This window comes from Mycolicibacillus koreensis, from assembly GCF_002104795.1.
Classification (GTDB): Bacteria; Actinomycetota; Actinomycetes; order Mycobacteriales; family Mycobacteriaceae; genus Mycobacterium; species Mycobacterium koreense.
The window spans coordinates 1-26,951 of record NZ_NCXO01000024.1; the positions used below are offsets into that span (position 1 = coordinate 1).

Below are 26,951 nucleotides of genomic sequence, written 5' to 3' on the forward strand. Positions count from 1 at the left end.
CCCCGGGGCCGCCCCCGACCCCGGCCGGGCCGCCGCTGTACTCCTACATGGTGGCCAACATGGGGATGGAGGCCCAGGCCAGCGCGGCCGCGCGGTCCCGCCGACGCAAACCCAAACCCGACGAGACCGCGGCGCAGGCGGCCACCGAGGCCGAGGAGAAGACGCGCCAGCGGTATCGGCGTCGACACCGCGACAAGCTCGACATGATCGGCCGCGGCCACGAGTACATGACGTTGGACCAGGAACTCGACGGCCCACCGCCGGTGAGTGCCTCCGCGGCCGGGGCGGGTCCGCTGGGGTTCGCCGGCACCGCCGCGCACGACGGCGCCGCCCGCGCGGGCGGGCTCACCGCCGTCGCCGACGACGGGGCCGGTCAGGACACCGGTGCCACCGCGGTGCCGATGATGCCGAGCACCTGGGAGACCCCGCCGCGGTAGGGGTCCTCCAGCGTGGCCGGTTCAGCCGCAGGTGATGCGGGCGCCGGTGCGGTCCAGCGGGTCGGGGTCGAGCCCGAGGAACTCCGCGCGCAGCCGGTCCCACAGCTCGAGTTGTTCCCACACCGGTTCGGCGCGCAACTGCTGGTCGTTGGTGAGGAACGGGTTGGGCAACATGATCGTCATCATCTGCTCGTCGCGTCCGTTGTAGAGCCGCACCCCCCACGAGCTGGGGTCACCGTCTCGGCCGTAGCGGCGGTACAGCTCCGCGCGTGCGCACTGACGCACCGTTCGCAGCTCGCGGGGTGCGCCGAGGTGTTTGCCGATGCACAGGTGGAAATGCCAGCGGCCGAAGTCGACGGTGGCGTAGCCGTCGAGCACCGAGATCTTCGTCGGGGCATTGGGGGCGGCCACCTCCCACGCCGCGCCCTGCATGATGATGCCGAACCAGATCTCGTCCCAGTACTCGTCGAAGCACAGATGCAGCAGCTTCAACAGGCTGTCCTGATCGGTCGGCAGCGGCCAAAGTTGTTCGCGACCACCGTCTTCGCCGACCACGATCTCGGGTTCGGCGACACTGCTCTGGGTCATGACGGGAATCCTTCCTCATGGTCGGCGGGCCGCTCGGCTCGTTCACCGTGGCGGGGCCGAGTGCCGGTGAGGTCACGATAACCGGTCAGCGCCGCCGCCACGCCCGGATGCGCCCGGCGGGGCGCGTCGCGGTGCGACCCCGATCGGCCCACGGTGCCACAGCGTGCGAAGATCGGGACACCATGACCAGCGCGACCACAGCATCCGCCGCGACTCGGCCCCGCGTCTTCTCCGGTGTGCAGCCCACCTCCGATTCGCTGCACCTGGGCAATGCCTTGGGCGCGATCACGCAATGGGCGGATCTGCAGGACGATCACGACGCGTTCTTCTGTGTCGTCGATCTGCACGCCATCACGGTGCCGCAGGACCCGGCCACGCTGCGTCGACGGACCCTGGTCACCGCGGCGCAGTACCTGGCGCTGGGGATCGACCCGGCGCGCAGCACCGTCTTCGTGCAGAGCCACGTGCACTCCCACGCCGAACTGGCCTGGGTGCTGGGCTGTTTCACCGGGTTCGGTCAGGCATCGCGGATGACCCAGTTCAAAGACAAGTCCGCGCGCCAGGGCACCGATGCGGCGACGGTGGGGTTGTTCACCTACCCGGTGCTGCAGGCCGCCGACGTGCTCGCCTACGACGCCGAACTGGTTCCGGTGGGCGAGGATCAACGCCAGCACCTGGAGCTGGCCCGCGATGTGGCACAACGGTTCAATTCCCGGTTCCCCGACACCTTGGTGGTGCCCGAGCTGCTCATCCCCAAGGCCACCGCCAAGATCTACGACCTGGCCGACCCGACGGCGAAGATGAGCAAATCGGCGGCGACCGACGCGGGGCTCATCGCGCTGCTCGACGACCCGGCCAAGACCGCCAAGAAGATCCGTTCGGCGGTCACCGACTCCGACCGCGACATCCGGTTCGACCCCGAGGCCAAGGCCGGCGTGTCGAACCTGTTGACCATCCAGTCGGCGGTCACCGGGGAGGCGATCGACACCCTCGTCGACGGCTACGCCGGCCGCGGCTACGGCGATCTGAAAAAGGACACCGCCGAGGCGGTGGTGGAGTTCCTCACCCCGATCAAGGCGCGGGTCGACGAGCTGCTCGCCGACAGCGCCGAATTGGAGTCGGTGCTGGCCGCCGGTGCGGCCCGCGCCGCCGAGGTGGCCACCGGCACCGTGGCCCGCGTCTACGACCGATTGGGTTTTTTGGCACCGTGAGTTCGTCCAGCAGCACCCCCGGCCTCGTCGATCGTCTACGGGCCCGGTACGGCTGGGTCGACCGGGTGATGCGCACCCAGGAGCGCTACACCGAATGTCAGGGCAATTTCTATGCCGCCGGGCTGACCTACTACACGATCTTCGCGCTGTTCCCGCTGCTGATGGTGGGTTTCGCGGTCGGCGGTTTCGTGTTGGCCAGCCGGCCCGACCTGCTCGGGCAGATCGAGAGCCAGATCCGGGCCTCGGTCTCGGGGTCGGTCGGCCAGCAGTTGATCGACCTCATCGACAGCGCCATCGAGTCCCGCACCTCCATCGGGCTGATCGGTCTGGTGGTGGCCCTGTGGGCCGGGCTGAGCTGGATGGACAAGCTGCGCTCGGCGTTGAGCCAGATGTGGCTGCAGCGCGTCGAGCTGCCGCCGTTCGTCAAACGGAAGTTCGCCGACCTGGCGACCATGGTGTCGGCGTTCCTGTTGACCATGATCACCATCGGCCTGACCGCTCTGGGCAGCCCGTCGGTGATGGCGGCCGTGCTGCGCTGGCTGGGGGTGCCGCACGTCTCGGCACTGGGGCCGCTGCTGTGGCTGGCCTCGCTGCTGGTGTCGCTGGCGGTGTCGTGGCTGCTGTTCACCTGGATGATCGCGCGCCTGCCCCGCGAGTCGGTGAGTTTCGTCAGTTCCATGCGGGCCGGGGTGTTGGCCGCGGTCGGGTTCGAGGTGTTCAAACAGTTCGCCTCGATCTATCTGCGGTCGGTGCTCAACAGCCCCGCCGGCGCCACCTTCGGCCCGGTGCTCGGGGTGATGGTCTTCGCCTATGTCACCGCGCGGCTGGTGCTGTTCGCCACCGCCTGGGCGGCGACGTCGGCGGAGAACATGGCCGCCGCGCCGGTCGCCCCGCCGGGACCGGCGGTGATCACTCCGCGCGAGCACGCCGAGATCGACCTGCGGACCTCCCAGGTGCTGGTCTCGGCCGCCGCGGGCGCGCTCGGCGCGCTCGGCCTGTCCCGGTTGCTGCGACGACGCTAGCCGACGCTAGCCGACACTAGCCGCCGCTGGCCGGCCCCGGCGCCTTTAGGCGCCTTCAGGCGACCAGCCGCAACCCGATCACACACCCGATGACCCCGCCGATGAGCAGCACCTTCGCCACCGACGCCGCCTCGGCGCCGCTGATCATGGCGTAGGCCACCGTCAACGACGCCCCGATGCCCACCCAGATCGCATAGCTGGTGCCGGTGGGCAGCTCCCGCATCGCGAACGCCAGCCCCACCACCGACAGCACCGAGGTGACCGCGAAAACCAGCGTCGGCACCAGACGGGAGAACCCGTCGGAGCGACCCAACGCCGTCGCCCACACCGCCTCCAACGCCCCGGAGAGCACGAGAATCACCCAGGCCATCACCCACCTCCGTCGACGCCGTCTTGTCGCTGGCCGGGTACGGCGCCCCTCGTCCGGTGTCAGGGGTTGACGGCCCCGACGCTAGCAGGCCGCCTCAGGCACCCAGTGCCCGTCGACCATCACCCGCTGCACCTGCAGGTGCCGGTCGAGCACCACCAGGTCGGCGCGCAGCCCGCGCCGCAGACTGCCGACCCGCGACAGGCGCAGCGTGCGCGCCGGGGTGGTCGCGGTCATCTGGGTCGCGGCCGCCAACGCCGCGTCGAAACCCAGCGCGCTGTGCTGCACCGCGGCGCGCAGCAACTGCGCACCGGTGGCGGTGCTGCCGGCGATGGTGGCGGTCCCGGCCAAACGGGCCACCCCGCCGGCGACGTCGACGTCCTGCCCGCCGAGGTCGTAGCGTCCGTCCGCGCAACCGGCCGCCGCCATCGCGTCGGTCACCAGCGCCACCCGATCGGGTCCGGCGGTGTCGATCACCCGCCGGATCAGCCCCGGATGCACGTGCACCCCGTCGGCGATGAGCTCCACGGTGACCCGCGGATCCTCCAGCAGCGCCAGCACCGGCCCGGGCTCGCGCTGATGGATCGGGCGCATCGCGTTGAACAGGTGGGTGCCCACGGTGGCGCCCGCGTCGAGGGCCCGGCGGGTCTGCTCATAGGTGGCGTCGGTGTGGCCGAGCGCCACCGCCGCGCCCGCGTCGATGAACTGGCGGATCGCGTCGTCGGCGCCGGGCAGCTCCGGGGCCAGCGTCACCATCCGGATCGTGCCGTCGGCGGCGTCGAGCAGCGCGGCGATCTCGGCGGGGTCGGGTGCGCGCAGCAGGGCCGGGTCGTGTGCACCGCAGTGCGCCGCACTCAGCCAGGGCCCCTCCAGGTGGATGCCCGCGACGGTGCCGGCGGCGGTGGCAGCGGCGAGGCGGCGCACCCCGGCCAGCAGATCCGCCGGGGCCGCGGTGACCAGGCTCGCCAGGGTGCTGGTGGTGCCGTGACGGCGATGAAACCCCGCGACCTGCTCGGGATGATGCGGATAGGCGGCGCCGCCGCCGCCGTGACAGTGCATGTCGACGAAACCGGGTAGGACCACCGACTCCGGCAGGTCGACGTCGACACCGTCGGGGCGTCCCGCCCCGGCGGCGAGGATGTCGCCGCCGGCGGTCTGCACCCAGCCGGGGCGCACCACCCGGCCGTCGAGGACGACGGCGCCGGCCGCGATCAGGGTCATCGCTTCTCCGTCGGCGTCGGTTCGGGCCATCGGCCGTGGTTCTCCCAGTAGTGGCGGATGTCTTCGAGTTGGCGGCCCTTGGTCTCCGGGGCGTAGCGGTAGACGAACGCGAAACTGGCCACCGCCATCACCGCGAACACGGTGAACGTGCCCGCACCGCCGAGCCGCTCCAGCAGCGTCAAAAACACCCCGACCACCACGGCGTTGGCCAGCAGGTTTGCCGACAGCATCGCCGAGGAGCCCATCGAGCGCAGCCGTGCCGGCAGGCTTTCGCCGGCATAGACCCACACCAGCGAACCGAACCCGAACGTGTAGCCGACCGTGAAGGCCACCACCCCGCCGAACTGGAGGTAGGGCACCGCCGCGCCCAGGACGTCGGCGCCGCAGAAGACCCCGACCAGCAGCACGTTGGCGGCGATCATCACCGCGATGCCGGTCAGAAGAATCGGGCGGCGCCCCACCCGGTCGACCAGTAGCAGCGAGACGAACACCGCCGCGAGCGCGCAGCACTGCACCAGCGCGGGCAGCACCAACAGCGCGGCGTACCCGCTGAAGCCCATCGTCTCGAAGAGCCGGGGGCTGTAGTAGACGATCGCGTTGATACCGGTGATCTGAATGAAAAAACCCAGCCCCACCACGAACACCGTCGCCCGCAGATACGGCAGCCGCAGCATCTCGGCGAGCACGCCGACGTGCTGCGCCTGTTCGGCGGCCACCGCCCGGGCGATCTCGGCGAGTTCGGCGTCGGCGTCGACGCCGGGCTCCACCCGGTGCAGCACGCGGCGGGCCTGCTCGGTGCGCCCGCGCAACAGATACCAGCGCGCGGTGTCGGGCACCCGCCGCAGCAGCAGCGCCACCCCCACCGCGGGCACCGCGGCCACCCCGAGCAGCCACCGCCAGCTGTCGAGCCCGGAGAGCAGGTAGGCGCCCAGGTAGCCGGCGATGATGCCGCCGACGGTGGCCAGCCCGTAGAGCACCAGCAGGGAACCGCGCACCGCCGCCGGCACCGACTCGGCGACGAACACCGGAACCACCACGATCGCCACCCCGAGGGCCACCCCGAGCAGAAACCGGGTGCCGAGCAGCATCGGGATGCTCACGGCGGCGGCGCTGAGCACCGCGAACACCGCGTATCCGGCGGTGAGCGCGACCATGCAGCGTTGCCGGCCGACCGTGTTGGCCAGCCAGCCGCCGGCTCCGGCGCCGGCGAGCTGGCCGACCACGGCGGCGAGCGCGATCAGTTCCTGGTCGGCGGAGGACAGCGCGAAATCGGTCTGCAAGAACAACAGTGAGCTGGCCAGGTTGGACAGGTCGTAGCCGTAGATGAAGCCGACACCGGCCGCCGCACCGGCCACCAGCACGGTCAGCGGTGAGGAGCGGCGCAGCTCGGCGAGGGCACCCACCGTCGTCCCCCTTCGTTGCGCTCGACCGTCGATTCGCCGACCACGGTAGGCGACGTCAGGCGCGTACGCCGCGCCGGTTCATCGAGCGGGCCACCAACATCAACGTGAACACGACGAGGGTTCCGATGACCGTGACGCCAACCCGCACCGGCAGCGTGTCGGCGGCGGCCAGCAGCGCCGCCTGCGCCCCCGCGGGGTCGACGGCGGCCTCCGGGGCCGGGGCCACCAGCGCCGGGTCCGGATCGACCAGGGTGCCCACCTGGGTGCCCGGCGGGACGGCGAATCCGTAGTCCAGCAGGTGTGCGGCCTGCTCCCACGGGGCGATGGGTTGACGGGTGCCGCGCAGCAGCACCGCCACCAGACGCCGCCCGTCGCGTTCGGCGGCGCCGACGAACGTCTGCCCGGCATCGTCGGTGTAGCCGGTCTTGCCGCCGAGAGCGCCGGGGTAGCGGTAGAGCAGCTGGTTGTCGTTCTCCAGCTCGTAGCCGGGGCTCTCACCGTGGCCGGGGAACGGGAAGACGCGGGTGGCGACGATCTCGGCGAACGTCGGGTTGGCCCAGGCGTACCGGTAGAACAGGCCGATGTCGTAGGCGGAGGTGCTCATGCCCGGGCCGTCGAGACCCGACGGCGTCGCCGCTCGGGTGTCGCGGCCGCCGAGGCGCTCGGCGAGCACGTTGATCTTGTCGATCGCGACCGGCATCCCGCCGAGTTGGACGGCCAGGGCGTGGGCGGCGTCGTTGCCGGAATGCATCAGCAGCCCGTGCAGCAACTGGTTGACGGTGTAGGTGCCGCCGACGTCGACCCCGACCTTGGTGCCCTCGGCGGCGGCGTCGTCGGCGGTGCCGGCGACCGGGGAGTTCAAGCTCAACTCGTTGATCGCCGCCATCGCGGTCAGCACCTTGATCACGCTGGCGGGCCGATGACGACCGTGCGGGTCGCGCGCGGCGATCACCGCGCCGGTGTCCAGATCGGCGACGAGCCATGCCTCCGCGGAGATGTCCTCGGGCACCGGCGGGGTGCCGGGGGCGGTGATCACCCCGCAGCCGCTGAGCGCCTCCCCGCCGACCGGTTTGGCCGGAACCGGCAGCGGCACCGGCGGGTCACCGGCCGTGGGCACCTCCGAGGAATCCACCGCCGGAGGGGTGGTCACCCGGTAGGGGCAGGGGTCGGCGTGGGTGCCGATATCGGGGTCGGCGGCCGCCACCGCCGCCGACCCCAGCGGGGTGATCAGCACCGCCAACGCCGCTGCCAGGCAGGACACCGAACGTAGAAGAGCCATCGTGTGTGCAGGGTAGGCCGATTCGCGGCGGATTCCCGGGAGCCACGCTGTGACAGATGTGGTTTATGTGGCGCTTGGGTTCGCTTGGGTTCGCTTGGGTTCGCCGGTGGGCGGTCCCGCCCGTCGGTTGTGCGGTGTCGTCCGCGACACGCCGCGGCGGGCGGACCCAGACGCACACGGTCAGCGCCCGGGCCTGGTCAGGGCCTGTTCACGCGGTAACGCTCACAGCAGGAACGGGACGAGTGCCTTGCGGTCGCTCGGATAGTCGACGAACTTCTGCTCGTACCACCGTTGGGTCTGCAGGGCCCGCGGGATCAGGTTGCCGGCGGTGATCAGCAGGATCGCCACGCCGGGCAGCGCCCAGGTCAACACCGCGAACCCGGTCCAGGCGATCAGCTCGCCCAGGTAGGCCGGGCTGGTGACGAACCGGATACCGCCCCCGTAGGGGATCCGGTACTCGGCGGCGCCGGGATCGTTCTTGGCGCGCAAGTTGCGCACGATCGCCTCGGAGTGCACCAGCAGCGCGAACCCGGCCAGGTAGATGACCAGGCCGATCACAAACCGTGGATCGGTCAACCACGCCGTGGCGTACCGGTGCAGGTAGTCGTGGCTGAACAGCGCGCCGTTGAGATAGCCGTGCATGGCGGTGACCAGCATTCCCATCAGCACCACCGAGAGGTTGAACGTGCTGCGCTTGCCCGGCACCTGACGGATCGCCAGGGGGAAGAACCATCCCCGGTTGGCGTATTGCAGCACCCAGATCCCGGCGAGCACCAGCGACGTCGGCTCGAACCGGGCCGGCCCGCTCAGATAGGCGATCGCGAACACCACGGTCGCCGGGATCTCCATCAGCCACCACCCGAATTTCGGGTTGAGGTTGAACCCCAGCTTCGGGGAGGCGAACCGTCCGTAGGAGCTCTGGCCGAAGAATCCGGCGACGATCACGAAGGCGGCGAACACGAACGCCGCGGTCAGTACCGAGTCGTAGACGGAGTCTCCGGTGTACCAGTGCATAGATGGTCTCTATCACGCCGCGGCAGGCGGATGCCCGCCGGTCGCCGCCGTCGTAGGCTCGCACCATGCCAGTGGGGGCCGACGGAGGCGACTTCGAAGCGCTGCGCTCCCCGATGATGGCGGTCGCTTACCGGTTGACCGGGACGGTCGCCGACGCCGAGGACATCGTGCAGGAGGCCTGGCTGCGCTGGGCGGGCGCCGACCGTGACGCGATCGAGGACCTGCGGGCCTGGCTGACCACGGTGGTCAGCAGGCTGGCGCTGGATCGGCTGCGTTCGGCGGCCCGGCGCCGTGAGACCTACGTCGGGTCTTGGCTGCCCGAGCCGGTGGTGACCGGGTTCGACGGCGCCGACCCGCTGGCCGCGGTGGTCGCCGCCGAGGACGCCCGGTTCGCGGCGATGGTGGTACTCGAGCGGCTCACCCCCGACCAGCGGGTCGCGTTCGTGCTGCACGACGGGTTCGCGCTGCCGTTCCCGGAGATCGCCGCCGTGCTCGACACCACCGCCGCCGCCGCCCGTCAACTCGCCTCGCGGGCCCGGCGGGCGGTCGCCGCCGACCCCGCGCCCGGCCCCGATCCCGACCATGCCGAGGTGGTGGGGGAGTTGATGGCCGCGATGGCCGCCGGCGACATGGCCGCGGTGGTGGCGCTGCTGCACCCGGAGGTGACGTTCACCGGGGACGCCAACCGTCACGCCCCGACCGCGGTGCGGCCGATCGCCGGCCCCGACCGGGTGGCCCGGTTCCTGTTCGGGTTGGCCCGCCGCTACGGTCCCGCCCTGATCGAGGCCAACCAGTTGGCGTTCGTCAACGGCGAACTCGGTGCGTACACGCCCGGGGCGCCCGCCGTCGAGGGGTTCGCCGAGCTGATGCCGCGCGTCACCGTGATGGCGGTGCGCGAGGGCCGGGTCGCGGCGATCTGGGACATCGCCAACCCGGAGAAGTTCACCGGCACGCCGCTGCGCCGTGGGGACCGCTAGGTCGGCTACACCGCGGTGGGCGGGTCGGCGGGGGCGTCCAGCCACGGCACCCGGCAGGCGTCACCGGAGTTGAAGCCCTGCTCGGTGATGCCCAGGGCGCAGTACATCCGGGAGCGCATGTTCTCCACCGCCACCTGATAGGTCAGCTCGATCACCCCGGCGTCGCCGAAGCGCCGCCGCAGGTCGTCGACCTGCTCGTCGGTGATGGTGTGCGGGTCGGCGGTCATCGCGTCGGCGTAGCGGATCGCGGCGCGTTCGTCGTCGTTGAACAGCGGGGAGGTGGCGTAGTCATCGATGTGGCGCAGCCGATCCACGTCGACACCGTCGAGGCGTTGCAGCATGGATCCGAAGTCCACACACCAAGAGCAGCCGACGGTGCGGGCGGTCCAGAACACCGCCAGATCGGCCACCCCGGCCGGCAGTGTGCGGGAGGCGCTCTGCAGCAGTCCCTCGTGGACGGCGGAGGCCAGCAGCAGCCGCGGATGGTGGGCGGCGACGGCGAACGGTTCGGGGACCTCGCCGAAGCGCCGCTTGGCGAAGCGGTACAGCAGGCGCACCAGCAGGTTGGTGCGTTGCGGGGGCAGGGGCTCGATGCGGGGTTGGTTGCTCATACCCGGTAGACGAGACAGCCCACCGAACTGTGACAGCGGCGTGCGCCCCAGTGCGGGGCGTGCCCCAGTGCGGGCGAGGGTCAGCGCGCGAACATCAGCGCGCGCTTGACCTCCTGGATCGCCTTGGTCACCTCGATGCCGCGGGGGCAGGCCTCGGTGCAGTTGAACGTGGTGCGGCAGCGCCACACGCCGTCGACCTCGTTGAGGATGTCAAGACGCTCCGCAGCGCCCTCGTCGCGGCTGTCGAAGATGAACCGGTGGGCGTTGACGATCGCGGCCGGCCCGAAGTAGCTGCCCTCGCTCCAGAACACCGGGCAGCTGGTGGTGCAGATGGCACACAGGATGCACTTGGTGGTGTCGTCGAAGCGGTGCCGGTCCTCGGGGCTTTGGATGCGTTCGCGGGTCGGCTGGTTGCCGTGGGTGATCAGGAACGGCTTGATCGCCCGGTAGGCGTCGAAGAACGGCTCCATGTCGACGACCAGGTCCTTTTCCACCGGCAGTCCGCGGATCGGCTCGATGGTCAAGGTGAGCTGCTTCTTCGGGTTCTTCGGCAGCAGGTCACGCATCAGCACCTTGCAGGCCAACCGGTTGTATCCGTTGATCCGCATCGCGTCGGAGCCGCAGACCCCGTGGGCGCACGACCGGCGGAACGTCAACGTGCCGTCGAGATAGCTCTTGACGTAGATCAGCAGGTTGAGCACGCGGTCGGTGGGCAGGCACGGCACCCGGAAGCTCTGGAAACCGGCGGCGTCGGGATCCTCCGGGTTGAACCGGGCGATCTTCAACGTCACCATCACCGCACCGTCGGGAACGGGCGGCAGCGGCGGGTCACCGGCCTCGGGGGCGTCGACGATGGCCCCCGAGGACTGTGCGGGAGGAGTCATCAGTACTTCCGCTCCTTGGGTTCGTAACGGGTCTGGACCACGGGCTTGAAGTCCAGCCGGATATCGCTGCGCAGTTCGGCGCCCTGCTTGTAGGCCGTGGTGTGCACCATGTAGTTGGCGTCGTCGCGGTCGGGGTAGTCCTCGCGGGCGTGGCCGCCGCGGGACTCCTTGCGGTTGAGTGCGCCCACCACGGTGACTTCGGCCAGCTCCAGCAGGAACCCCAGCTCGATGGCTTCCAACAGGTCGGAGTTGAACCGTTTGCCCTTGTCGTGGACGGTGATGTGGGCGTAGCGGTCCTTGAGGGCCCGGATGTCGCGGAGCGCCTGGTTCAAGGTCTCCTCGGTGCGGAACACCGCGGCGTTGTTGTCCATCGTCTGCTGCAGCTCGCCGCGGATGTCGGCGACGCGTTCGTGGCCGTGGTCGGACAGGATGTGGGCCACCCAGTCGATGACCATGCGCGCCGGATCCTCGGGCAGGTCGACGAAGTCGTGCCCGGCCGCGTACTCGGCGGCGGCGATGCCGGCCCGACGGCCGAACACGTTGATGTCCAGCAGTGAGTTGGTGCCCAACCGGTTGGCGCCGTGCACCGACACGCAGGCGCACTCGCCGGCGGCGTACAGGCCCGGCACGGTGGTGCTGTTGTCGCGCAGCACCTGGCCGGTGACGGTGGTCGGGATGCCCCCCATGACGTAGTGGCAGGTCGGGTAGACCGGCACCAGCTCGGTGACCGGATCCACCCCCAGGTAGGTGCGGGCGAACTCGGTGATGTCGGGCAGCTTGGCTTCCAGCACATCGGCGCCGAGGTGGCGCACGTCGATGTAGACGTAGTCCTTGTTCGGCCCGGCGCCGCGGCCTTCGAGGACCTCCAGCACCATCGAGCGGGCGACGATGTCGCGCGGCGCCAGGTCGACGATGGTGGGGGCGTAGCGCTCCATGAACCGCTCACCGTCGGCGTTGAGCAACCGGCCGCCCTCGCCGCGCACCGCCTCGGAGATCAGGATTCCCAGCCCGGCCAGCCCGGTCGGGTGGAACTGGTGGAACTCCATGTCCTCCAGCGGCAGGCCCTTGCGGAACACCACGCCCATGCCGTCGCCGGTGAGGGTGTGGGCGTTGGAGGTGGTCTTGTACATGCGCCCCGAGCCGCCGGTGGCCATCACGACGGCTTTGGCGTGGAAGACGTGGATCGAGCCGGTGGCCAGCTCGTAGGCGACGACGCCGCTGGCGACCGGTCCCGACGGGGAGTCGGTGAGCAGCAGGTCGAGCACGTAGAACTCGTTGAAGAACTCGACGTCGTGCTTGACGCAGTTCTGGTACAGCGTCTGCAGGATCATGTGGCCGGTGCGGTCAGCGGCGTAACAGGACCGCCGGACGGGGGCCTTGCCGTGCTCGCGGGTGTGCCCGCCGAACCGGCGCTGGTCGATACGGCCCTCGGGGGTGCGGTTGAACGGCATCCCCATCTTCTCCAGGTCGAGCACCGCGTCGATGGCCTCCTTGGCCATGATCTCCACCGCGTCCTGGTCGGCCAGATAGTCCCCACCTTTGACGGTGTCGAACGTGTGCCACTCCCAGTTGTCGTCCTCGACGTTGGCCAGCGCGGCGCACATCCCGCCCTGCGCGGCGCCGGTGTGGCTGCGGGTGGGGTAGAGCTTGGTCAGCACCGCGGTGCGTGCGCGGGGGGCGGCCTCGACCGCGGCGCGCATGCCGGCGCCGCCGGCGCCGACGATCACGACGTCGTATCGGTGTTCGCTAATCAACTCGAATCCTTAGGAGATGTTGGCGTCGAAGGTCACCAGCACGTAGGTGCCCAACAGCAGCGTGAACACCATCGACAGCAGCAGCAGGCTGTTCAGCCAGAACCGAGTCGAGTTCTTGCGGGTGTAGTCGCCGATGATGGTGCGCATCCCGTTGGCGCCGTGCAGTTGCGCCAACCACAGCAGCAGCAGGTCCCAGATCTGCCAGAACGGCGAGGCCCAGCGCTGCGCGATGAAATTGAAGTCGATGCGGTAGACCCCGTCCTCCCACATCAACATGATGAACAGGTGGCCGAGCACCAAGAAGATCAGCCCGACACCGGAGAACCGCATGAACAGCCAGGTGTACTTCTCGAAGTTGACCATCCCGGTGTGCCGGCGCGGTGCGCGGGGGTTGCCGAAGCTTGCCGGGCTGTCGAAGCTGCTCTGGACCACCGGGGCGGTGTCGCCGCGGCCTAGTTGCAAATCCGGCCCGCTCATCCGAAGTACCCCATCATGTGAATGCCGACCACGACGGTCGCCGGGACCATGACCAGCAGCCAGACGATCGCGGTCACCCAGATCATCAGGCGTTGGTAGCGCGGACCCTGCTCCCAGAAGTCGATGAGGATCACCCGCACGCCGTTGAGACCGTGGTAGAGCACCGCGGCGATCAGGCCGAGTTCCATCAGCCCGACCAGCGGTGTCTTGTAGGTCTCGATGACTTCGTTGTAGGCCTGCGGGCTCACCCGCACCACCGCGGTGTCGAGCACGTGGACGAACAGGAAGAAGAAGATGGTTGCGCCGGTGATGCGGTGCAACAGCCACGACCACATGCCCGGGTCGCCCCGGTACAGGGTGCGGCGAGCCCGTCGCGAACGCGCCCGCGAGGCCGGTGCTACCGGATCCGCGGATGCCGCTGTCGTCATCAGCGCCTCCAACATCATCGCCATGGGGAACCGTCGATTGGACTCTAGTCCCCCCACGCGCGGCGAATGAAATGTGTTGGCGCCATCGGTGCTTGCCCCCGCCGGAAGTTAGGGTTGGCTGTGTGAGGTGTTCAACAGCCCTATTGGGGCGTGTCGGTGTGGTTCCCAGCGCCGGGTGCAAAGCGTGACGTCGCCGTGGTGAACGCTGAGATTCAGTGGGATACGCTGCGGGACAAAGCAAGACGTGTCGCGCAGAGCGCCTATGCGCCGTATTCGCAACTGCGGGTGGGCGCGGCCGCGCTGGTCGACGACGGGCGCGTGGTGACCGGGTGCAATGTGGAGAATGTCTCATACGGATTGAGCCTGTGCGCCGAGTGCGGCGTGGTCTCGGCGCTGCACGCCGGCGGGGGCGGCCGACTGGTGGCACTGGTGTGCGTCGACGGTGGCGGTGCGGTGCTGCTGCCGTGCGGCCGGTGCCGGCAGCTGCTGCTGGAAAGCGGGGGCCCGAAAATGCTCGTCGATCATCCCGACGGGCCGAAACCGCTTGCCGATCTGCTGCCGGACGCGTTCGGTCCGGAGAGCCTGCCCGCGCGGTGACCGCCGTGCCGATTTTCGACGCGCCGACGGTGATCGGCGTCAAACGCGACGGCGGCCGGCTGCCGGACGCGGCGATCGACTGGGTCATCGAGGCCTACACCGCCGGCGAGGTGGCCGAGGCCCAGATGTCGGCGCTGCTCATGGCGATATTCCTGCGCGGTATGGAGCCTGCGGAGACCGCCCGGTGGACCGCGGCGATGATCGCGTCGGGGGAGCGACTGGACTTCCGGGACCTGACCCGCGGGGGCCGGCCGCTGGTGACCGTGGACAAGCACTCCACCGGCGGGGTCGGCGACAAGATCACGCTGCCGCTGGTGGCGGTCGTCGCCGCGTGCGGGGCGGCCGTGCCGCAGGCCTCCGGGCGCGGGCTCGGCCACACCGGCGGAACCCTGGACAAGCTGGAGTCCATCGCCGGATTCGACGCGACGCTGTCCGGCGCGCAGGTCGCCGAGCAACTGCGGACGGTGGGCGCGGCGATCTTCGCCGCCGGCCACCTGGCGCCGGCCGACGCGAAGCTCTACGCGCTGCGCGACGTGACCGCCACGGTGGAGTCGCTGCCGCTGATCGCCAGTTCGGTGATGAGCAAAAAACTCGCCGAGGGCGCCGGCGGGTTGGTTCTCGACGTCAAGGTCGGTTCCGGAGCGTTCATGAAATCCCGGCGGCAGGCCGATGAGCTGGCCCGGATGATGATCGCGTTGGGAGCGGCGCACCACGTGCCGACCACGGCGCTGCTCACCGACATGAACACCCCGCTGGGCGCGACGGTTGGCAATGCCCTGGAGGTCACCGAAGCCCTGGAGGTGCTCGCCGGGGGCGGGCCGCCCGACGTCGTCGAGCTGACGGTGGCCCTGGCCGCCGAGATGCTCGCCGTGGCCGGCGTCGACCGGATTGATCCGGCCCAGACGCTGACCGACGGCACCGCCATGGACAGGTTCCGGGCGTTGATCGCCGCGCAGGGCGGGGACCTGGGCGTCGCACTGCCGGTGGGCGGCGCGTGTGAGACGGTGTGCGCCGCGCACGGTGGCGTCGTGCGCCGCATCGATGCTCTGGCGGTGGGGCGGGCGGTGTGGCGGCTTGGCGCGGGGCGCTCCGGGCCGGGTCAGCGGGTGCAGCACGGGGCCGGCATCGTCGTGCACCGTCGCCCCGGAGACCCGGTGGCCGCGGGGGAACCCGTGTTCAGCCTGTATACCGACACCCCGCAGCGCTACCCTGCGGCCATGGCCGAACTCGACGGTGGCTGGCAGATCGGGGACACCCCGGAACCGGCCGGTCCGCTGATCCTTGATCGGATAGCACCATGACCATCCCGTTGACCCTGGAGACCATCCGGCAGGCCCCCAAGGCGCTGCTGCACGATCATCTCGACGGTGGCCTGCGCCCGGCGACCGTGCTGGAGATCGCCGAGCAGATCGGCTACCGGGGGCTGCCGGCCACCGACGAGACCGCGCTGGCCGACTGGTTTCGCACCCGGTCCCACAGCGGCTCGTTGGAGCGTTATCTGGAGCCGTTCTCCCACACCGTGGCGGTGATGCAGACCCCGGAGGCGCTGCACCGGGTCGCCGACGAATGCGTGCGGGACCTGGCCGACGATTCGGTGGTCTACGCCGAGGTGCGCTTCGCCCCCGAACTGCACATCGACCGGGGGCTGTCGTTCGACGCGGTCATCGAGGCGGTGCTGGCCGGGTTCGCCGACGGGGAGCGCGCCGCCGCCGCAGCCGGACGTCCCATCACGGTGCGCTGCCTGGTCACCGCGATGCGTCACGCCGCGCTGTCCCGGGAGATCGCCGAATTGGCGATCCGGTTCCGCGACCAGGGGGTGGTGGGTTTCGACATCGCCGGGGCGGAGGCCGGCTACCCGCCGAGCCGGCACCTGGATGCCTTCGAGTACATGCGTGACAACAACGCCCGGTTCACCATCCACGCCGGTGAGGCGTTCGGGTTGCCGTCGATCCACGAGGCGATCGCGTTCTGCGGAGCCGATCGGCTCGGGCACGGGGTGCGCATCACCGACGACATCGAGGTCAGCCGGCCCGGCGGGGGCGGCAAGGGCGTCGGGGACCCGGTGGTGCGGCTGGGCCGGCTGGCGTCGATCCTGCGGGACAAACGGATCCCGCTGGAGATGTGCCCGAGTTCCAATGTGCAGACCGGGGCGGTCGCCAGCATCGCCGAGCATCCGTTCGACCTGCTGGCGCGGGCCCGTTTCCGGGTCACCGTCAACACCGACAACCGGCTGATGAGCGACACGACGATGAGCAACGAGATGCTGGTGCTGGCCGAGGCGTTCGGCTACGGCTGGAGCGATTTGGAGCGGTTCACGATCAACGCGATGAAATCGGCGTTCATCCCGTTCGATGAGCGGCTGGCGATCATCGACGACGTGATCAAACCGCGGTATGCGGTGCTGGTGGGCTGATCCGTCGGACCCGAATAGCGGCGGCGGCACGGGTGTCCCGCGGGGGTGGCCGCACGCACACCGGGCCCACAAAAGGCCGCGACCCGGGCCGCTATCACGCGATAGCCGCCCGGGTCGCCGGTGTCAGAACGGGTTAGTTCTCGACGACCGTGGCCTCTTCGTCACCCTCGGCCCACGTCACGGTGCCGTGCTCGAAGGTGGTCTGCTTCTGGCCCTGCGCGTTGGTGGTCTCGTCGCTGGTCGGGTAACCCAGCTCGCCCTGCGAGCCACCCAGCTCGTTCCACTTGTCGCGGATGAGGCCCCACACCACGTAGGTGCCGGTCTCGGTCGCGACGATCACGCCGTCGTCGAACTGCTGGAAGATGCCGCCGTCGGGGTTGGTGACCGCAGCGTCGGTCGGCGCACCCAGCGCGGTGCGTGCCTCGTCGTCCAGCGCGTTGTACTTCTCCAGGATGGCGCCCTCGACGGTGTACTCGGTGCCGTCCGCACCCGCGATCTGGGTGGAGGTGGGCGCGGCGCTCGTCGTGGTCTCGGCGGGGCTCTCCTTCAGCGACGACGTCACCGAGCTGACAGAGCTGGTGATGTCCTTGGCCTTGTCCTTGGCCTCATCGGTGCTGCACCCCGAACCGAGGAGTGCGAATCCGGTGACCGCCACCGTGAGGGCGGCGGCCCGTTTCGTTGCCTTGCGCATCGTGCTCCCTTCGAGTTGGTAGGCGCCCCGTGATCGAGGCAACCCTGCGCGAGCGTATCGCGAGACTATATCGATGGCAGGCCCAGGGCACAGATTTAACGAAACTGGCCCCGGGGCGGTGACGCGGACGGCGACACGGCTGTCTTTCGCGACCCGGTCGCGCTGTTCGCATCGTTCGCGCTGGTCACACTGTTCACACTGTTCGAGTGGGAGTCATTCACGCCGGGTCATTCACGCCGGAGTCGCGATTCGATGAATCGCTCCAGTTCCTCCCACTGTTTGACCGCGGGCGCAAACGGGCCCCGCACGGTGCCGCCGCCGTCGAGGACGTGGTCGACGAGCTTTCCCAGCGGCTGATCGGCGGCCAGCACCCGGTCGGCGGTGGTGTCCTCGGCGTAGTCATTGACGTCGCGGGCCAACTCCACCACCAACTCGAGCTGGTCGTGGTCGACCGCGTCGGGGCCGTCGGCGAGGTCGTCGGCGAGGCCACTGAGCACGTAGACGTTGTCGTCGGTGACCTTGACATCCAGCGAGCCGTCGGTGGCGGCGGTGCGGATGTCGTCGTAGGTGCTCAGGTTGGACAGGTCGTGGTCGTGCTCATCGGCGAGGTACCGCGCCAGGGACCGTTCGGAGCCGAACACGCTGACCCGGCCGTTGCGGCCGAGGAACAACGGCCGGTCGTCGAAGTAGCAGCGCAGCGTGTACACCGTGCCCGCCGCGGTCATGATCTGGATGGGGTCGATGCCGACCTTCGCCCAGAAATCGGCGTCGCTGCCGAGCACCACCCGGTCGGCGGCGGACCGCTCGGCGGCCGGGGCGGCGTTCTCGGCGGACCGCTCGGCGATCCCGTCGTCCGCGGTGTCGCCGTCGTCCTCGGGGGCTTCCGGGGCCGGTTCGGCGAGCTCGTCGGCGGCCTTCGACGCCGCGGCGCTGTCCACGTCGGGGGTGGTCACCACGGCGTCGACCGCGTCGAGCACCGCGTCCCAGTTGCGGGCGACGACCTCGCCGAGCGCCTCCCAGCGCGCCTGTCCGGCCCGGCCGGTGAAGTAGTCGACCCCGCTGGTCACCGTGCCCAGAGTCGGGTTGCCGTTGAAAAACTTGGTGATCGCCGTGAGCTCGCAGACCGACCCGATCGACGCCACCACCGCCAGCGCCCCGGCCAGGGAGCGCACCGACTTCTTGGTGGGGTCCTCCGCGAGCCACTCCTCGACGGCGACCAGGTCGAACGACCGGCGACGGGCCGGATCCAGCGTGTGGGCGTTGGCCTCGGTCAGCCTCGGCCAGCCCGGGTGGTCGACAAGGTCGTTGTCGGTGTCGGTCCGGACGAACGCCACCAGGTCGGCCACCGTGGCGAAGCCGTACAGGTCGTCGTCTTTGCCCAAAAACGCCTCCCACTCGTCGCCCGCGTCGCGCCAGCGTGGCGCCCACAGGGTGTAGTAGTCGCCGGCGGTCAGGCTCAGGCGGATCGGGACGAGGTCAGCAGCCATGCGGCACAGGATAACGACGGGCGCCCCGGGCGCGGAGAACGGTCCTCGCTCGCGGCGGTTCGGGCCCGCTCGGCGGGGGTGACACCCGCAGTAATTTGCACGCACGATAATTTGTCGGGCCAGGAGAGGCGGGGGGACGTTGGTGATCACAGCTGGGCGACGCGCGACGCCGGCCACGGCGCTGGGACTGCTTGCGGTGGTGTGCCTGAGCGCGCTCGGTGTCGCGCCGATGCTCGGGGTGCAGACGCGGGTGGCGCGGCTTGTCGAGGTGATGCTCACCGGCGACGAGGTGGGCTGGGTGATGGGTGGGACCTTCGACCCCGACCCGGTGGCCGCCGGGTACTTCGACACGGTGGTCGACGGGATCCTGCAGCGCAGCGGTTGGATCGGAGACTCCGCAGCCATCGCCCCGCTGTGGACCCCCGAGGAGTTCTGGCCGTTGGGCACGCTGACGTTCGGTGCCTCGGTGGACCGCGGAGCCGAAGTGCTCAAAGCCGCGGTGCTCGGGCCGAACGCCGACCTGACGCCCATCGACGGGTACCCGCTGCCGGCACCCCTGGCCGGATCAGGCGACACCGGGGTCGTGTTCGGCTATTCGCAGAGCGCGACCGTCGCCACCGCAGCGATGCCCGATCTGTACGACGGGCTCGGCACGAGCGCGGGCAACCTGCACTTCGTGCTCGCCGGCAACCCCAACAACCCGATGGGCGGCATCCTGGCGCGGTTCGCGTTCCCCGGCGCCGACGCCCATGTGCCGCTGCTCAATATCCCGCTGGGGATCGGTGCGACACCGACCGATCTGTTCGCGACCGACATCTACACCGCCGAATACGACGGCTGGGCGAACTTCCCGCAGGATCCGACCAATCTGTTGGCCGACGTCAACGCGCTCATGGGCATCGCCACGGTGCACTCGGTCTACAAAGACCTCGATCCGGCGGTCGACCTCATCCATCTCGGTGCGGCCGGGCAGACCGATTTCTTCATGATTCCCACCGACCAGTTACCGATCCTGTGGCCGGTGTATCAGCTCGGGGCCCCCGGTGAACTGTTGGGGGCGGCGCTGGAACCGGGCCTGCGGCTGGGTATCGACTGGGGCTACGGCAACCCGGGGATGGCGGTGCACCCGGCGGCCGAGGCGCTGCCCGCGGGGCCGTGGGCGGTCAACGCGCTCAACCAGATCTCGATGATCGACTCCGGGGGCCAGTTCGTCAGCGGCTCCGGGTTGGCCGGGTTCCTGCCGATGATGGATCCGCTGCAGATGCTCATCGGCGCCGAAGAGGCCGGGGTGCACAGCCTGCTCGACCCGGTCAACCAGATCCTGGCTCTGGCGGGAGCCGACGCGGTGTCGCCCGGGATCGATGCGGCGCTGCACGCCCCGGTGGAGTTGACCGCCTCGATCGATCAGCTGGTGATGAGCGGGTGGAACGAGATGATCGCCGCGCTGAACCTCACCGATCTGCTCGGTGTGGACCTTTCCTGGGCGAGCATCTTCGACGGATTGCCACTGATTTCCGGGGCGCCGGTGATCGCCGGGGTCGGCCTGCTCTTCGACCTGCTCAACGCGGTTATTCCCGTGCCGTAGAAGGGAAACCGGGATCCCGCGTGCATCGGCGCGACGAATTGTGTGACATCGTGGAGTGCCGCGGCGCGTACCTGCGCCGGGTGTCGATTTCCGGGTCGGGAGGGTGCGATGGGCGGTGCGCGGTGGCGGTCGCTGAGCGCATTGTCAGCCGCGATCGCCTGTACCGCCACCGTCGCGGTTCTCCCGGACCGCGGGACAGGCCAGGTCGCCGCCCTGCGGACCCTCATCACCGACGTGGCGTTGCTCGGCCAGGAGGATGTGGGTGCCGGCCTGGGGTGGATCATGGGCGGCACCGGAAATCCCACCCCGGACGACGAGTACTTCGACTTGGTGTGGCGGACCTTCATGGAGCCCCGCTTCGCCATCCCGTTGGAGAACTACACCCATTTGGCTACCCCCGAGCAATTCTGCCCGATCGTCTGCACACCGGCCGGCGGTGCGCCCGGCGGTATTCCGGACTGGTCGCTGCCGGCGCCGCTGGACCCGGCCGACTATCCGCCGCAGATGAGCTTCGGCAGTTCGGTCTATACCGGCGCGGGGATCTTGAGCAACGCGATCCGGGAGAACATCGATGTTTTGAACAGCGGCGATCCGCTGGCGGTGTTCGGGTATTCGCAGAGTTCGGTGATCTCCACGGTGGTGATGCAGGATCTGATCGCCAACGCCGGCGAGGACGGTTATCCCACGTTGGGGGAGCTGGCGAACCTGCATTTCGTGCTGATCGGCGATCCGAACGCTCCCCTGACCGGATTGTTGACCCGCTTTCAGTTCCCGGCCGGGATCGAGGCGTTCAACCCGTTCGCCAGCGCCATGCAGCATCTGCCGTTCCTCAACGTGCCGTTGGGGATCGGGTCCACCCCCACCGACGTGATCCCCGCCGACATCTACACCGCCGCCTACGACGGGTGGGCGAACTTCCCGGCGGATCCGACCAACCTGCCCGCGGTGCTCAACGCCCTCATGGGCGTGCTGTTCGTGCACAACGCCTACGCCATCCTCGATCTGGACAAGGCCGTCGACGTTCCGCTGGGCGACGGGGTCACGACGCTGCACCTTCTCACCTTCGACAACCTGCCGCTGCTGGCACCGTTTTATGAGGCCGGCGGTCTTGCCACCGTGTTCGGCGAGGCCCTGCAACCGGGCCTGCAGCTGGGCATCGACTGGGGGTATGGCAACCCGGGGGATCTGGCGATCAGCCAGGTCATCAACCAGGCCGGCGACGCGCTGGTCGGCCCGTGGGCGGTGAACGCCTCCGGTGAACTGGCCACCGGTGGTGGGCTGGCCGGGTTCTTGCCGATGATGGATCCGCTGCAGATGCTCGCCGGTCTGCAAAACGCGGCTTTGGACACGATCGAACCGGTGGACACGATCCTGAAATCCCTCGACCCCGCCCTAGGGCTGCCGGGCTGGCTCGACGACGGCCTGCAATGGACCTACGACCTCACCAACGCACTCGACGGATTCCTGCTGTCGGGGTGGACCGATGTGGTGGGCTGGTTGCAGAACACGTTGGCCGACATCGGAATCAACGGGCTGGATCTGGCGAGCATGATCGGCCCGGACGCCATCTTCGACGGGCTGCCGTTGATCTCCGGTGAACCCGTGCTCGCCGGGATCGGGCTGGTCTTCGACCTGCTCAACTTCTTCGGCGCCTGATCCGGGCGAGCTCCAGCGGGGCTTGTGCGACGCCGATGCCCGGGCTGACAACGCGCATTTTCGAATTTTCGGATTGCGCCACTTTTGCCGGCGATCTGGCGCATTATGGGCGCAACTTTTTACGGTGCCCGGTTCCAGGAGGTTGCGGTGACCGCTTCACCGCTGGCAGCGCGGCCCCGCTCGCTCGGTGCGTTGGCGGCCGCGGCGCTGATTGTCGCGGTCCTCGGCGTGCTGCCGCCGGTGACGACGGGCTGGCTGACGCGGCTTTTCACCGAGGTAGCCCTGCTTTCCGACGACGAGGTGGGTTGGATCATGGGTGGCACCGGCTTCGCGCTGCCGGGCCAGGATTATGTCGACCTGATCAACCAGAACTATTTCGGCGGTGCCGGGTTTTTGGGTCTGTCCACTCCGGAGCAGTTCTGTCCGATCGTCTGTTCGCCGCCGTTGTCGGATGGCCTGACGCCGACCTTCCCGGGGATCGACGATCCCAGCAGCCTGCTGCCCTTCCCGCAGAACCTGACCTTCGGCAGTTCGGTGGCCACCGGCGCCGGCATCCTCAACCACGCGATCGAATACTCTCTGAATGCTGGCGACCTGAATGCTGGCGACACGGTCAATATCTTCGGCTACTCGCAAAGCGCCGTGATTTCCACCGTGGTCATGCAACATCTGCAGGACTTGGGGATCCCCGGCGACGACCTGAACTTCGTGCTGGTCGGCAGCCCGAACAATCCGATCGGTGGGCTGTTGACCCGTCTTCAGTTCCCGGCCGGAGTCGAGGCGTTCAACCCGTTCGCCAGCGCTCCTCAGCACCTGCCGTTCCTCAACGTGCCGCTGAGCATCGGGCCGACGCCGACCGATTTCGCCGACACCGACATCTACACCGCCGCCTACGACGGTTGGGCAAACTTCCCCGAAGACCCGACCAATCTGCCCGCGGTGCTCAACGCGATCATCGGGATCCTCACCGAACACCCCAAGTACCCGGAGCTCGCCGCGGACACCGCCCTGAATCTGGGCTCAATCGACCAGACCACCTTTTACATGTTCCAAACCGACGAGCTCCCCCTGCTGTGGCCGATCTACCAACTCGGCGACTTCGGCAAGGTGATCGGCCACGCCCTGCAGCCCGGACTGGAGCTGGGCATCAACTGGGGCTACGGCAACCCGGGGGACCTGGCCGCCTCGGCGAATGGACTGGTCGGCCCGTGGGCGGTGAACGCCTCCGGTGAACTCGCGAAAGGCTCCGGCCTGGCCGGGTTCATCCCGATGATGGACCCGCTGCAGATGTTCGCCGGCGCCCAGGACGCCGGCATCCACACCTTCCTCGACCCGCTCAACGACATCCTTGGCTTCGCCGGACTCGGCCAGGTGCCCGACTGGCTCAGCGACGCGATGCACATCCCCTACGACCTCACCAACGCACTCGACGGGTTCCTGCTGTCGGGATGGTCCGATCTGGTGGGCTGGTTGCAGAACACGTTGGCCGACATCGGAATCAACGGCCTGGACTTGATAAACCTGATCGGACCGGACGCCATCTTCAACGGGCTGCCGTTGATCTCCGGGGCGCCGGTGATCGATGCCGTCGGGCTGATCTTCGACGTGTTCAACTTCTTCGGCGCGTGACCGACGCCACCGAGCCGGGACCGTAGGGTCGATGACGTGCAGACCCACGTCGTCGATCATCCGCTGGCCGCGGCCCGGCTGACCACGCTGCGCGACCGGCGCACCGGCAACGCCGAGTTCCGCGCCGCACTGCGCGACCTGACCCTGATGCTCGTCTACGAAGCCACCCGCGGCCTGGCGTGCGAACCGGTGCGGGTGACGACCCCGGTCGCCGAAACCGGCGGCGTCCGGTTGAGGACCCCGCCGCTTCTGGTGCCGGTGCTGCGCGCCGGGCTCGGCATGGTCGACGTGGCCCATGCCCTGATCCCCGAAGCCCGGGTCGGGTTCGTCGGGATGGTCCGCGACGAAGACACCCACACCCCCGTGCCGTACCTGGCGTCGCTGCCCGAGGACTTGGCCGACCAGCCGGCGCTGGTTCTCGACCCGATGCTGGCCACCGGCGGTTCGATGGTGCACACGGTGGGCCTGCTCGCCGAGCGCGGCGCCACCGACATCACCGCGGTCTGCGCCGTGGCCGCCCCGCAGGGAGTGGCGGCGCTGAGCGCCGCCGCGGCCCCGGTTCGACTGGTGACCGCGGCGATCGACGACGGGCTCGACCCGGCAGCATTCATCGTTCCCGGACTCGGCGACGCCGGTGACCGTCAATACGGTCCGCGCTGACCTACCAGCTCTCCACCTCGTCGACCACCGCGTCGCGAAGACGCTCGGCGCGGTCGCGGGCCGCGCCCAGTCGGTCGGCGACGTGTACACGAACCTCGATGTAGCACTTCAGTTTCGGTTCGGTGCCCGACGGACGTACCACCACCCGGACATCGGTGCCGCCGGCGTCGTCGGCGCTGCCGGTGAAGATCAGCGCATCGGTACGCCACCGACCGCGGTGCCCGGCCAGATCGATCGTCTCCACCGCCAACCCGGCGATCCGATCCGGCGGGGCGGCGCGCAACCGGCGCATCACCGTCGCCGCCTCGGCGATGTCGCAGACCCGGCGGGTCACCGCGGCGCCGACGTGAACGCCGTGCCGCTGCGCCAACTCGTCGAGGCGGCGCGGGACCGAGGTGCCGGTGTCGCGCAGTGCCGCCACCAGATCGCAGACCAGCACCGCCGTGCCGATGCCGTCCTTGTCGCGGACCGCCTCGGGGTCCACACAGTGACCGATGGCCTCCTCATAGGCGTAGAGCAGGTGCCCGCCGGGCACATCGTCGTCGGCGCGGGCCAACCACTTGAACCCGGTCAGCGTCTCGACGTGGTGCGCTCCGTAGTGAGCGGCGATCGCGGCCAGCATCCGCGAGGACACCACCGTGGTGGCCACCACCGCATCGGCGGTGTGTTCGCCCGGCAGCGTGGACAGCAGGTAATCCCCAAGCAGCCAACCGGTCTCATTGCCGGTGAGCATCCGCCACCGGCCGTCGGTGCGCACCCCGACCGCGCAGCGGTCGGCGTCGGGGTCCAGCGCGATCGCCACGTCGGCGTCGACCGCCGCGGCCAGCGACAACACCTCGTCGGCGGCGCCGGGCTCCTCCGGGTTGGGAAACGCCACCGTCGGAAAATCCGGATCGGGGTCGAACTGGGAATCCACCACGTGTACGTCGTCGACGCCGGCCGTGGCCAGCGCCGTGAGCGCGGGTTGTCCGCCGACCCCGTGCAGCGCGGTGAACGCCACCCGGACAGGGCCGTCGGTGCGTCGCAGGCTTGCCGCGCGGGCCAGGTAGGCCTCGACCAGGTCGGTTCCGGTGGAGCTCACCGGTGTGCGGGGGATCTGGTCTGCCGGGGGAGCGGCGGCCATCGCCGTTTCGATCTCGGAGTCGATCGGCGCGATGATCTGCAGACCCCCGCGGACATACACCTTGTAGCCGTTGTCACCGGCCGGGTTGTGCGACGCGGTGATCTGAACACCGGCGGCGGCTCCGGTATGGCGCACCGCGAACGCCACCACCGGGGTGGGTATCGGCCCGGGCAGCAACAGCACCGAAAAACCCTGGGCGGCCAGCACTTCAGCGGCTGCGGTGGCGAACTGCGCCGAGCCGTGCCGAGCGTCACGACCCACCGCCACGGTCGCTGCTGTCTCCCCGTGGGACTGCAGTACCTGCGCCAGCGCCCAGGTGACGCGACAGACCACGGCGACGTTCATCGCGTCGGGGCCACCGCGCACCGGCCCGCGCAGCCCCGCCGTGCCGAACGTCAACGGCCGGGCGAACCGTGCGGCGAGCTCTGCGGCGTCGCAGGCCGCGAGCTCCGCGGCGGTCACCGGGTCGGGATCGTGGGCGATCCACTCCTGGGGGGTCACCGCCCCATTGTGACCCGGTGGACGCTGCGGTGAGGGCGCGCCGTCCTCGGGCGACGGCGCATTCGGGCGCCCAGACGGGCCGGGTGGTCCCCGCAAGCGGCGTTACAGGCGCGCGATCACCTCGGCCAGCAGTGCTCCCATCCGCGTCGCCGACACCCGGCCGGTCTCCAACACCTCGTCGTGGCTCAGCGGTGCCCCGGTGATCCCGGCGGCCAGGTTCGTCACCAGCGACACCGCCAGCACCTGCGCCCCGGCCGCCCGCGCCGCGATCGTCTCGTGCACCGTCGACATGCCCACCAGATCCGCGCCGAGGACCCGCAGCATCGCGATCTCGGCGGGCGTTTCGTACTGCGGGCCCGCCATCCCGGCGTAGACCCCTTCGGCCAGACTCGGATCCACCTGCCGGGCCAGCGCCCGCAACCGCGGCGCATACGCGTCGACCAGGTCGACGAAGTGCGGGCCCACCAGCGGGGAACGCCCGGTGAGGTTGAGGTGGTCGTTGATCAACACCGGCTGACCGACGGCCATGTCGGCGCGCAGTCCGCCCGCGGCGTTGGTGAGCACGACGGTGCGGGCCCCCGCGGCGATGGCGGTGCGCACCGGGTGCACCACATCACGCAGATCGTGGCCCTCGTAGGCGTGCACCCGGCCGATCAGGGCCAGCACCCGGTGCGGCCCGACCGGGATCGACAACAGCTGGCCCTCATGTCCGGCCGCCCGCGGGGTCAGAAAACCCGGCAACTCGGCCATCGGGATCACCGCGGTCGGGGTGCCCAGCGCATCGACCGCCGGCGCCCACCCGGAGCCCAACTGAATCGCCACGTCATGGGCACCCACCCCGGTGCGTTCGGCCAGCGCCTGCGCCGCCAGTTGGGCCATCGTGGTGGGGTCGTTCGCCGGGTCGATCACATCAGCGGACTCTAGCCGCTGGGAAGC

26 protein-coding genes and 1 riboswitch are annotated in these 26,951 nt (G+C 69.7%); of the genes, 11 read left to right on the forward strand and 15 right to left on the reverse strand.

Annotation, left to right across the window (positions count from 1 at the left end):
• Window positions 1–437, forward strand: a 437-nt coding sequence (locus B8W67_RS21525; protein ID WP_476738876.1) for a PPW family C-terminal domain-containing PPE protein, incomplete at its 5' end; no start/stop codon positions are given.
• Window positions 438–458: 21 nt separating this feature from the next.
• On the opposite strand, the gene B8W67_RS11525 is transcribed toward B8W67_RS21525, so the two are convergent.
• Complete coding sequence (locus B8W67_RS11525) at window positions 459–1,025, reverse strand: DUF7676 family protein (RefSeq protein ID WP_069391136.1); 567 nt, start codon at window positions 1,023–1,025, stop codon at window positions 459–461.
• A 182-nt stretch (window positions 1,026–1,207) separates the two neighbouring features.
• Here B8W67_RS11525 and trpS point away from each other — a divergent pair, with 182 nt between their 5' ends.
• Window positions 1,208–2,236, forward strand: a complete 1,029-nt coding sequence (gene trpS, locus B8W67_RS11530) for a tryptophan--tRNA ligase (protein ID WP_069391249.1) — start codon at window positions 1,208–1,210, stop codon at window positions 2,234–2,236.
• Window positions 2,233–3,258, forward strand: a complete 1,026-nt coding sequence (yhjD, locus tag B8W67_RS11535) for an inner membrane protein YhjD (protein ID WP_069391137.1) — start codon at window positions 2,233–2,235, stop codon at window positions 3,256–3,258. The genes trpS and yhjD overlap by 4 nt, the downstream gene beginning before the upstream one ends.
• 55 nt (window positions 3,259–3,313) lie before the next feature.
• On the opposite strand, the gene B8W67_RS11540 is transcribed toward yhjD, so the two are convergent.
• The 5 genes from B8W67_RS11540 to B8W67_RS11560 form a co-directional block, all read right to left on the reverse strand.
• The gene (locus B8W67_RS11540; protein ID WP_069391138.1) at window positions 3,314–3,628 is read right to left on the reverse strand and encodes a DMT family transporter; all 315 of its coding nucleotides are present in this window, start codon (window positions 3,626–3,628) and stop codon (window positions 3,314–3,316) included.
• A 12-nt stretch (window positions 3,629–3,640) separates the two neighbouring features.
• Window positions 3,641–3,704, reverse strand: a riboswitch (guanidine-III (ykkC-III) riboswitch).
• Between the two features lie 5 nt (window positions 3,705–3,709).
• Window positions 3,710–4,846 carry an N-acetylglucosamine-6-phosphate deacetylase gene (gene nagA / locus B8W67_RS11545; RefSeq protein WP_085304126.1) on the reverse strand — a complete coding sequence of 379 codons (1,137 nt, stop codon included), beginning with the start codon at window positions 4,844–4,846 and terminating at the stop codon, window positions 3,710–3,712.
• Window positions 4,843–6,231 carry a sugar porter family MFS transporter gene (locus B8W67_RS11550; RefSeq protein WP_275329795.1) on the reverse strand — a complete coding sequence of 463 codons (1,389 nt, stop codon included), beginning with the start codon at window positions 6,229–6,231 and terminating at the stop codon, window positions 4,843–4,845. Before B8W67_RS11550 ends, nagA begins: the two co-directional genes overlap by 4 nt.
• A 73-nt stretch (window positions 6,232–6,304) precedes the next feature.
• Entirely contained in the window at window positions 6,305–7,528 is a 1,224-nt protein-coding gene (gene dacB1, locus B8W67_RS11555) for a D-alanyl-D-alanine carboxypeptidase DacB1 (protein WP_069391139.1), read from the reverse strand.
• A 222-nt stretch (window positions 7,529–7,750) separates the two neighbouring features.
• A complete protein-coding gene (locus tag B8W67_RS11560) occupies window positions 7,751–8,542 on the reverse strand; it encodes a phosphatidylethanolamine N-methyltransferase family domain-containing protein (RefSeq protein ID WP_085304089.1) in 792 nt (263 codons plus the stop codon).
• Window positions 8,543–8,607: 65 nt separating this feature from the next.
• On the opposite strand from B8W67_RS11560, the gene B8W67_RS11565 reads away from it, so the two are divergent.
• Window positions 8,608–9,519, forward strand: coding sequence for a sigma-70 family RNA polymerase sigma factor (locus tag B8W67_RS11565; protein ID WP_085304091.1), 912 nt, complete (start codon window positions 8,608–8,610; stop codon window positions 9,517–9,519).
• A 5-nt stretch (window positions 9,520–9,524) separates the two neighbouring features.
• On the opposite strand, the gene B8W67_RS11570 is transcribed toward B8W67_RS11565, so the two are convergent.
• The 5 genes from B8W67_RS11570 to sdhC all read right to left on the reverse strand — a co-directional run bounded on the left by B8W67_RS11570 (window position 9,525) and on the right by sdhC (window position 13,673).
• Window positions 9,525–10,130 (reverse strand): carboxymuconolactone decarboxylase family protein, encoded by a 606-nt coding sequence (locus B8W67_RS11570; RefSeq protein WP_069391142.1) that lies wholly within the window; start codon window positions 10,128–10,130, stop codon window positions 9,525–9,527.
• 80 nt (window positions 10,131–10,210) lie between these two features.
• Window positions 10,211–11,014 (reverse strand): succinate dehydrogenase iron-sulfur subunit, encoded by an 804-nt coding sequence (locus tag B8W67_RS11575; RefSeq protein ID WP_069391143.1) that lies wholly within the window; start codon window positions 11,012–11,014, stop codon window positions 10,211–10,213.
• Window positions 11,014–12,768, reverse strand: coding sequence for a succinate dehydrogenase flavoprotein subunit (gene sdhA, locus B8W67_RS11580; RefSeq protein ID WP_085304093.1), 1,755 nt, complete (start codon window positions 12,766–12,768; stop codon window positions 11,014–11,016). Before sdhA ends, B8W67_RS11575 begins: the two co-directional genes overlap by 1 nt.
• A gap of 9 nt (window positions 12,769–12,777) precedes the next feature.
• On the reverse strand, window positions 12,778–13,245 hold the full coding sequence (locus B8W67_RS11585) for a succinate dehydrogenase hydrophobic membrane anchor subunit (RefSeq protein WP_069391145.1): 468 nt from the start codon (window positions 13,243–13,245) through the stop codon (window positions 12,778–12,780).
• Entirely contained in the window at window positions 13,242–13,673 is a 432-nt protein-coding gene (gene sdhC / locus B8W67_RS11590) for a succinate dehydrogenase, cytochrome b556 subunit (protein ID WP_084228537.1), read from the reverse strand. The genes B8W67_RS11585 and sdhC overlap by 4 nt, the downstream gene beginning before the upstream one ends.
• Window positions 13,674–13,871: 198 nt before the next feature.
• Here sdhC and B8W67_RS11595 point away from each other — a divergent pair, with 198 nt between their 5' ends.
• From B8W67_RS11595 to B8W67_RS11605, 3 genes are read left to right on the forward strand one after another with little or no spacing between them, the layout of a single operon-like run.
• Window positions 13,872–14,270, forward strand: a complete 399-nt coding sequence (locus B8W67_RS11595; RefSeq protein WP_069391253.1) for a cytidine deaminase — start codon at window positions 13,872–13,874, stop codon at window positions 14,268–14,270.
• 5 nt (window positions 14,271–14,275) lie between these two features.
• Window positions 14,276–15,571 carry a thymidine phosphorylase gene (locus B8W67_RS11600; protein WP_069391254.1) on the forward strand — a complete coding sequence of 432 codons (1,296 nt, stop codon included), beginning with the start codon at window positions 14,276–14,278 and terminating at the stop codon, window positions 15,569–15,571.
• Window positions 15,568–16,683 (forward strand): adenosine deaminase, encoded by a 1,116-nt coding sequence (locus B8W67_RS11605; RefSeq protein WP_069391146.1) that lies wholly within the window; start codon window positions 15,568–15,570, stop codon window positions 16,681–16,683. Before B8W67_RS11600 ends, B8W67_RS11605 begins: the two co-directional genes overlap by 4 nt.
• A 133-nt stretch (window positions 16,684–16,816) precedes the next feature.
• Here B8W67_RS11605 and B8W67_RS20300 read toward each other — a convergent pair whose 3' ends face one another.
• Window positions 16,817–17,374, reverse strand: coding sequence for an LGFP repeat-containing protein (locus B8W67_RS20300; protein ID WP_109470029.1), 558 nt, complete (start codon window positions 17,372–17,374; stop codon window positions 16,817–16,819).
• Window positions 17,375–17,601: 227 nt separating this feature from the next.
• Window positions 17,602–18,861 (reverse strand): protein export chaperone SatS, encoded by a 1,260-nt coding sequence (gene satS, locus B8W67_RS11615; protein WP_069391147.1) that lies wholly within the window; start codon window positions 18,859–18,861, stop codon window positions 17,602–17,604.
• 142 nt (window positions 18,862–19,003) lie between these two features.
• On the opposite strand from satS, the gene B8W67_RS11620 reads away from it, so the two are divergent.
• From B8W67_RS11620 to upp, 4 genes are all read left to right on the forward strand, one after another.
• The gene (locus B8W67_RS11620) at window positions 19,004–20,446 is read left to right on the forward strand and encodes a PE-PPE domain-containing protein (protein WP_131814640.1); all 1,443 of its coding nucleotides are present in this window, start codon (window positions 19,004–19,006) and stop codon (window positions 20,444–20,446) included.
• Between the two features lie 108 nt (window positions 20,447–20,554).
• The gene (locus B8W67_RS11625; RefSeq protein WP_085304095.1) at window positions 20,555–22,102 is read left to right on the forward strand and encodes a PE-PPE domain-containing protein; all 1,548 of its coding nucleotides are present in this window, start codon (window positions 20,555–20,557) and stop codon (window positions 22,100–22,102) included.
• Window positions 22,103–22,249: 147 nt separating this feature from the next.
• Window positions 22,250–23,731: a PE-PPE domain-containing protein gene (locus B8W67_RS11630; protein WP_163797160.1), complete on the forward strand. Its 1,482-nt coding sequence runs from the start codon at window positions 22,250–22,252 to the stop codon at window positions 23,729–23,731.
• Between the two features lie 36 nt (window positions 23,732–23,767).
• Entirely contained in the window at window positions 23,768–24,391 is a 624-nt protein-coding gene (upp, locus tag B8W67_RS11635; RefSeq protein ID WP_069391150.1) for a uracil phosphoribosyltransferase, read from the forward strand.
• Between the two features lies 1 nt (window position 24,392).
• Here the strand turns inward: upp and B8W67_RS11640 are convergent, their stop codons facing one another.
• Together B8W67_RS11640 and B8W67_RS11645 are read right to left on the reverse strand one after the other, a co-directional pair.
• Window positions 24,393–26,015, reverse strand: coding sequence for a phospho-sugar mutase (locus B8W67_RS11640; RefSeq protein ID WP_085304099.1), 1,623 nt, complete (start codon window positions 26,013–26,015; stop codon window positions 24,393–24,395).
• Window positions 26,016–26,117: 102 nt separating this feature from the next.
• Window positions 26,118–26,924, reverse strand: a complete 807-nt coding sequence (locus tag B8W67_RS11645) for a purine-nucleoside phosphorylase (RefSeq protein WP_109470030.1) — start codon at window positions 26,922–26,924, stop codon at window positions 26,118–26,120.
• Window positions 26,925–26,951 lie beyond the last annotated feature (27 nt).

What these genes read in the sequence shown, in the direction of transcription:
- sdhC (WP_084228537.1), bottom strand. Translation starts at nt 13,673, where the DNA reads ATGACGACAGCGGCATCCGCGGATCCGGTAGCACCGGCCTCGCGGGCG.
- B8W67_RS11570 (WP_069391142.1), bottom strand. Translation starts at nt 10,130, where the DNA reads ATGAGCAACCAACCCCGCATCGAGCCCCTGCCCCCGCAACGCACCAAC.
- dacB1 (WP_069391139.1), bottom strand. Translation starts at nt 7,528, where the DNA reads ATGGCTCTTCTACGTTCGGTGTCCTGCCTGGCAGCGGCGTTGGCGGTG.
- B8W67_RS11560 (WP_085304089.1), bottom strand. Translation starts at nt 8,542, where the DNA reads ATGCACTGGTACACCGGAGACTCCGTCTACGACTCGGTACTGACCGCG.
- B8W67_RS20300 (WP_109470029.1), bottom strand. Translation starts at nt 17,374, where the DNA reads ATGCGCAAGGCAACGAAACGGGCCGCCGCCCTCACGGTGGCGGTCACC.
- trpS (WP_069391249.1), top strand. Translation starts at nt 1,208, where the DNA reads ATGACCAGCGCGACCACAGCATCCGCCGCGACTCGGCCCCGCGTCTTC.
- B8W67_RS11585 (WP_069391145.1), bottom strand. Translation starts at nt 13,245, where the DNA reads ATGAGCGGGCCGGATTTGCAACTAGGCCGCGGCGACACCGCCCCGGTG.
- B8W67_RS11565 (WP_085304091.1), top strand. Translation starts at nt 8,608, where the DNA reads ATGCCAGTGGGGGCCGACGGAGGCGACTTCGAAGCGCTGCGCTCCCCG.
- B8W67_RS11625 (WP_085304095.1), top strand. Translation starts at nt 20,555, where the DNA reads ATGGGCGGTGCGCGGTGGCGGTCGCTGAGCGCATTGTCAGCCGCGATC.
- B8W67_RS11605 (WP_069391146.1), top strand. Translation starts at nt 15,568, where the DNA reads ATGACCATCCCGTTGACCCTGGAGACCATCCGGCAGGCCCCCAAGGCG.
- satS (WP_069391147.1), bottom strand. Translation starts at nt 18,861, where the DNA reads ATGGCTGCTGACCTCGTCCCGATCCGCCTGAGCCTGACCGCCGGCGAC.
- B8W67_RS11525 (WP_069391136.1), bottom strand. Translation starts at nt 1,025, where the DNA reads ATGACCCAGAGCAGTGTCGCCGAACCCGAGATCGTGGTCGGCGAAGAC.
- nagA (WP_085304126.1), bottom strand. Translation starts at nt 4,846, where the DNA reads ATGACCCTGATCGCGGCCGGCGCCGTCGTCCTCGACGGCCGGGTGGTG.
- B8W67_RS11540 (WP_069391138.1), bottom strand. Translation starts at nt 3,628, where the DNA reads ATGGCCTGGGTGATTCTCGTGCTCTCCGGGGCGTTGGAGGCGGTGTGG.
- B8W67_RS11575 (WP_069391143.1), bottom strand. Translation starts at nt 11,014, where the DNA reads ATGACTCCTCCCGCACAGTCCTCGGGGGCCATCGTCGACGCCCCCGAG.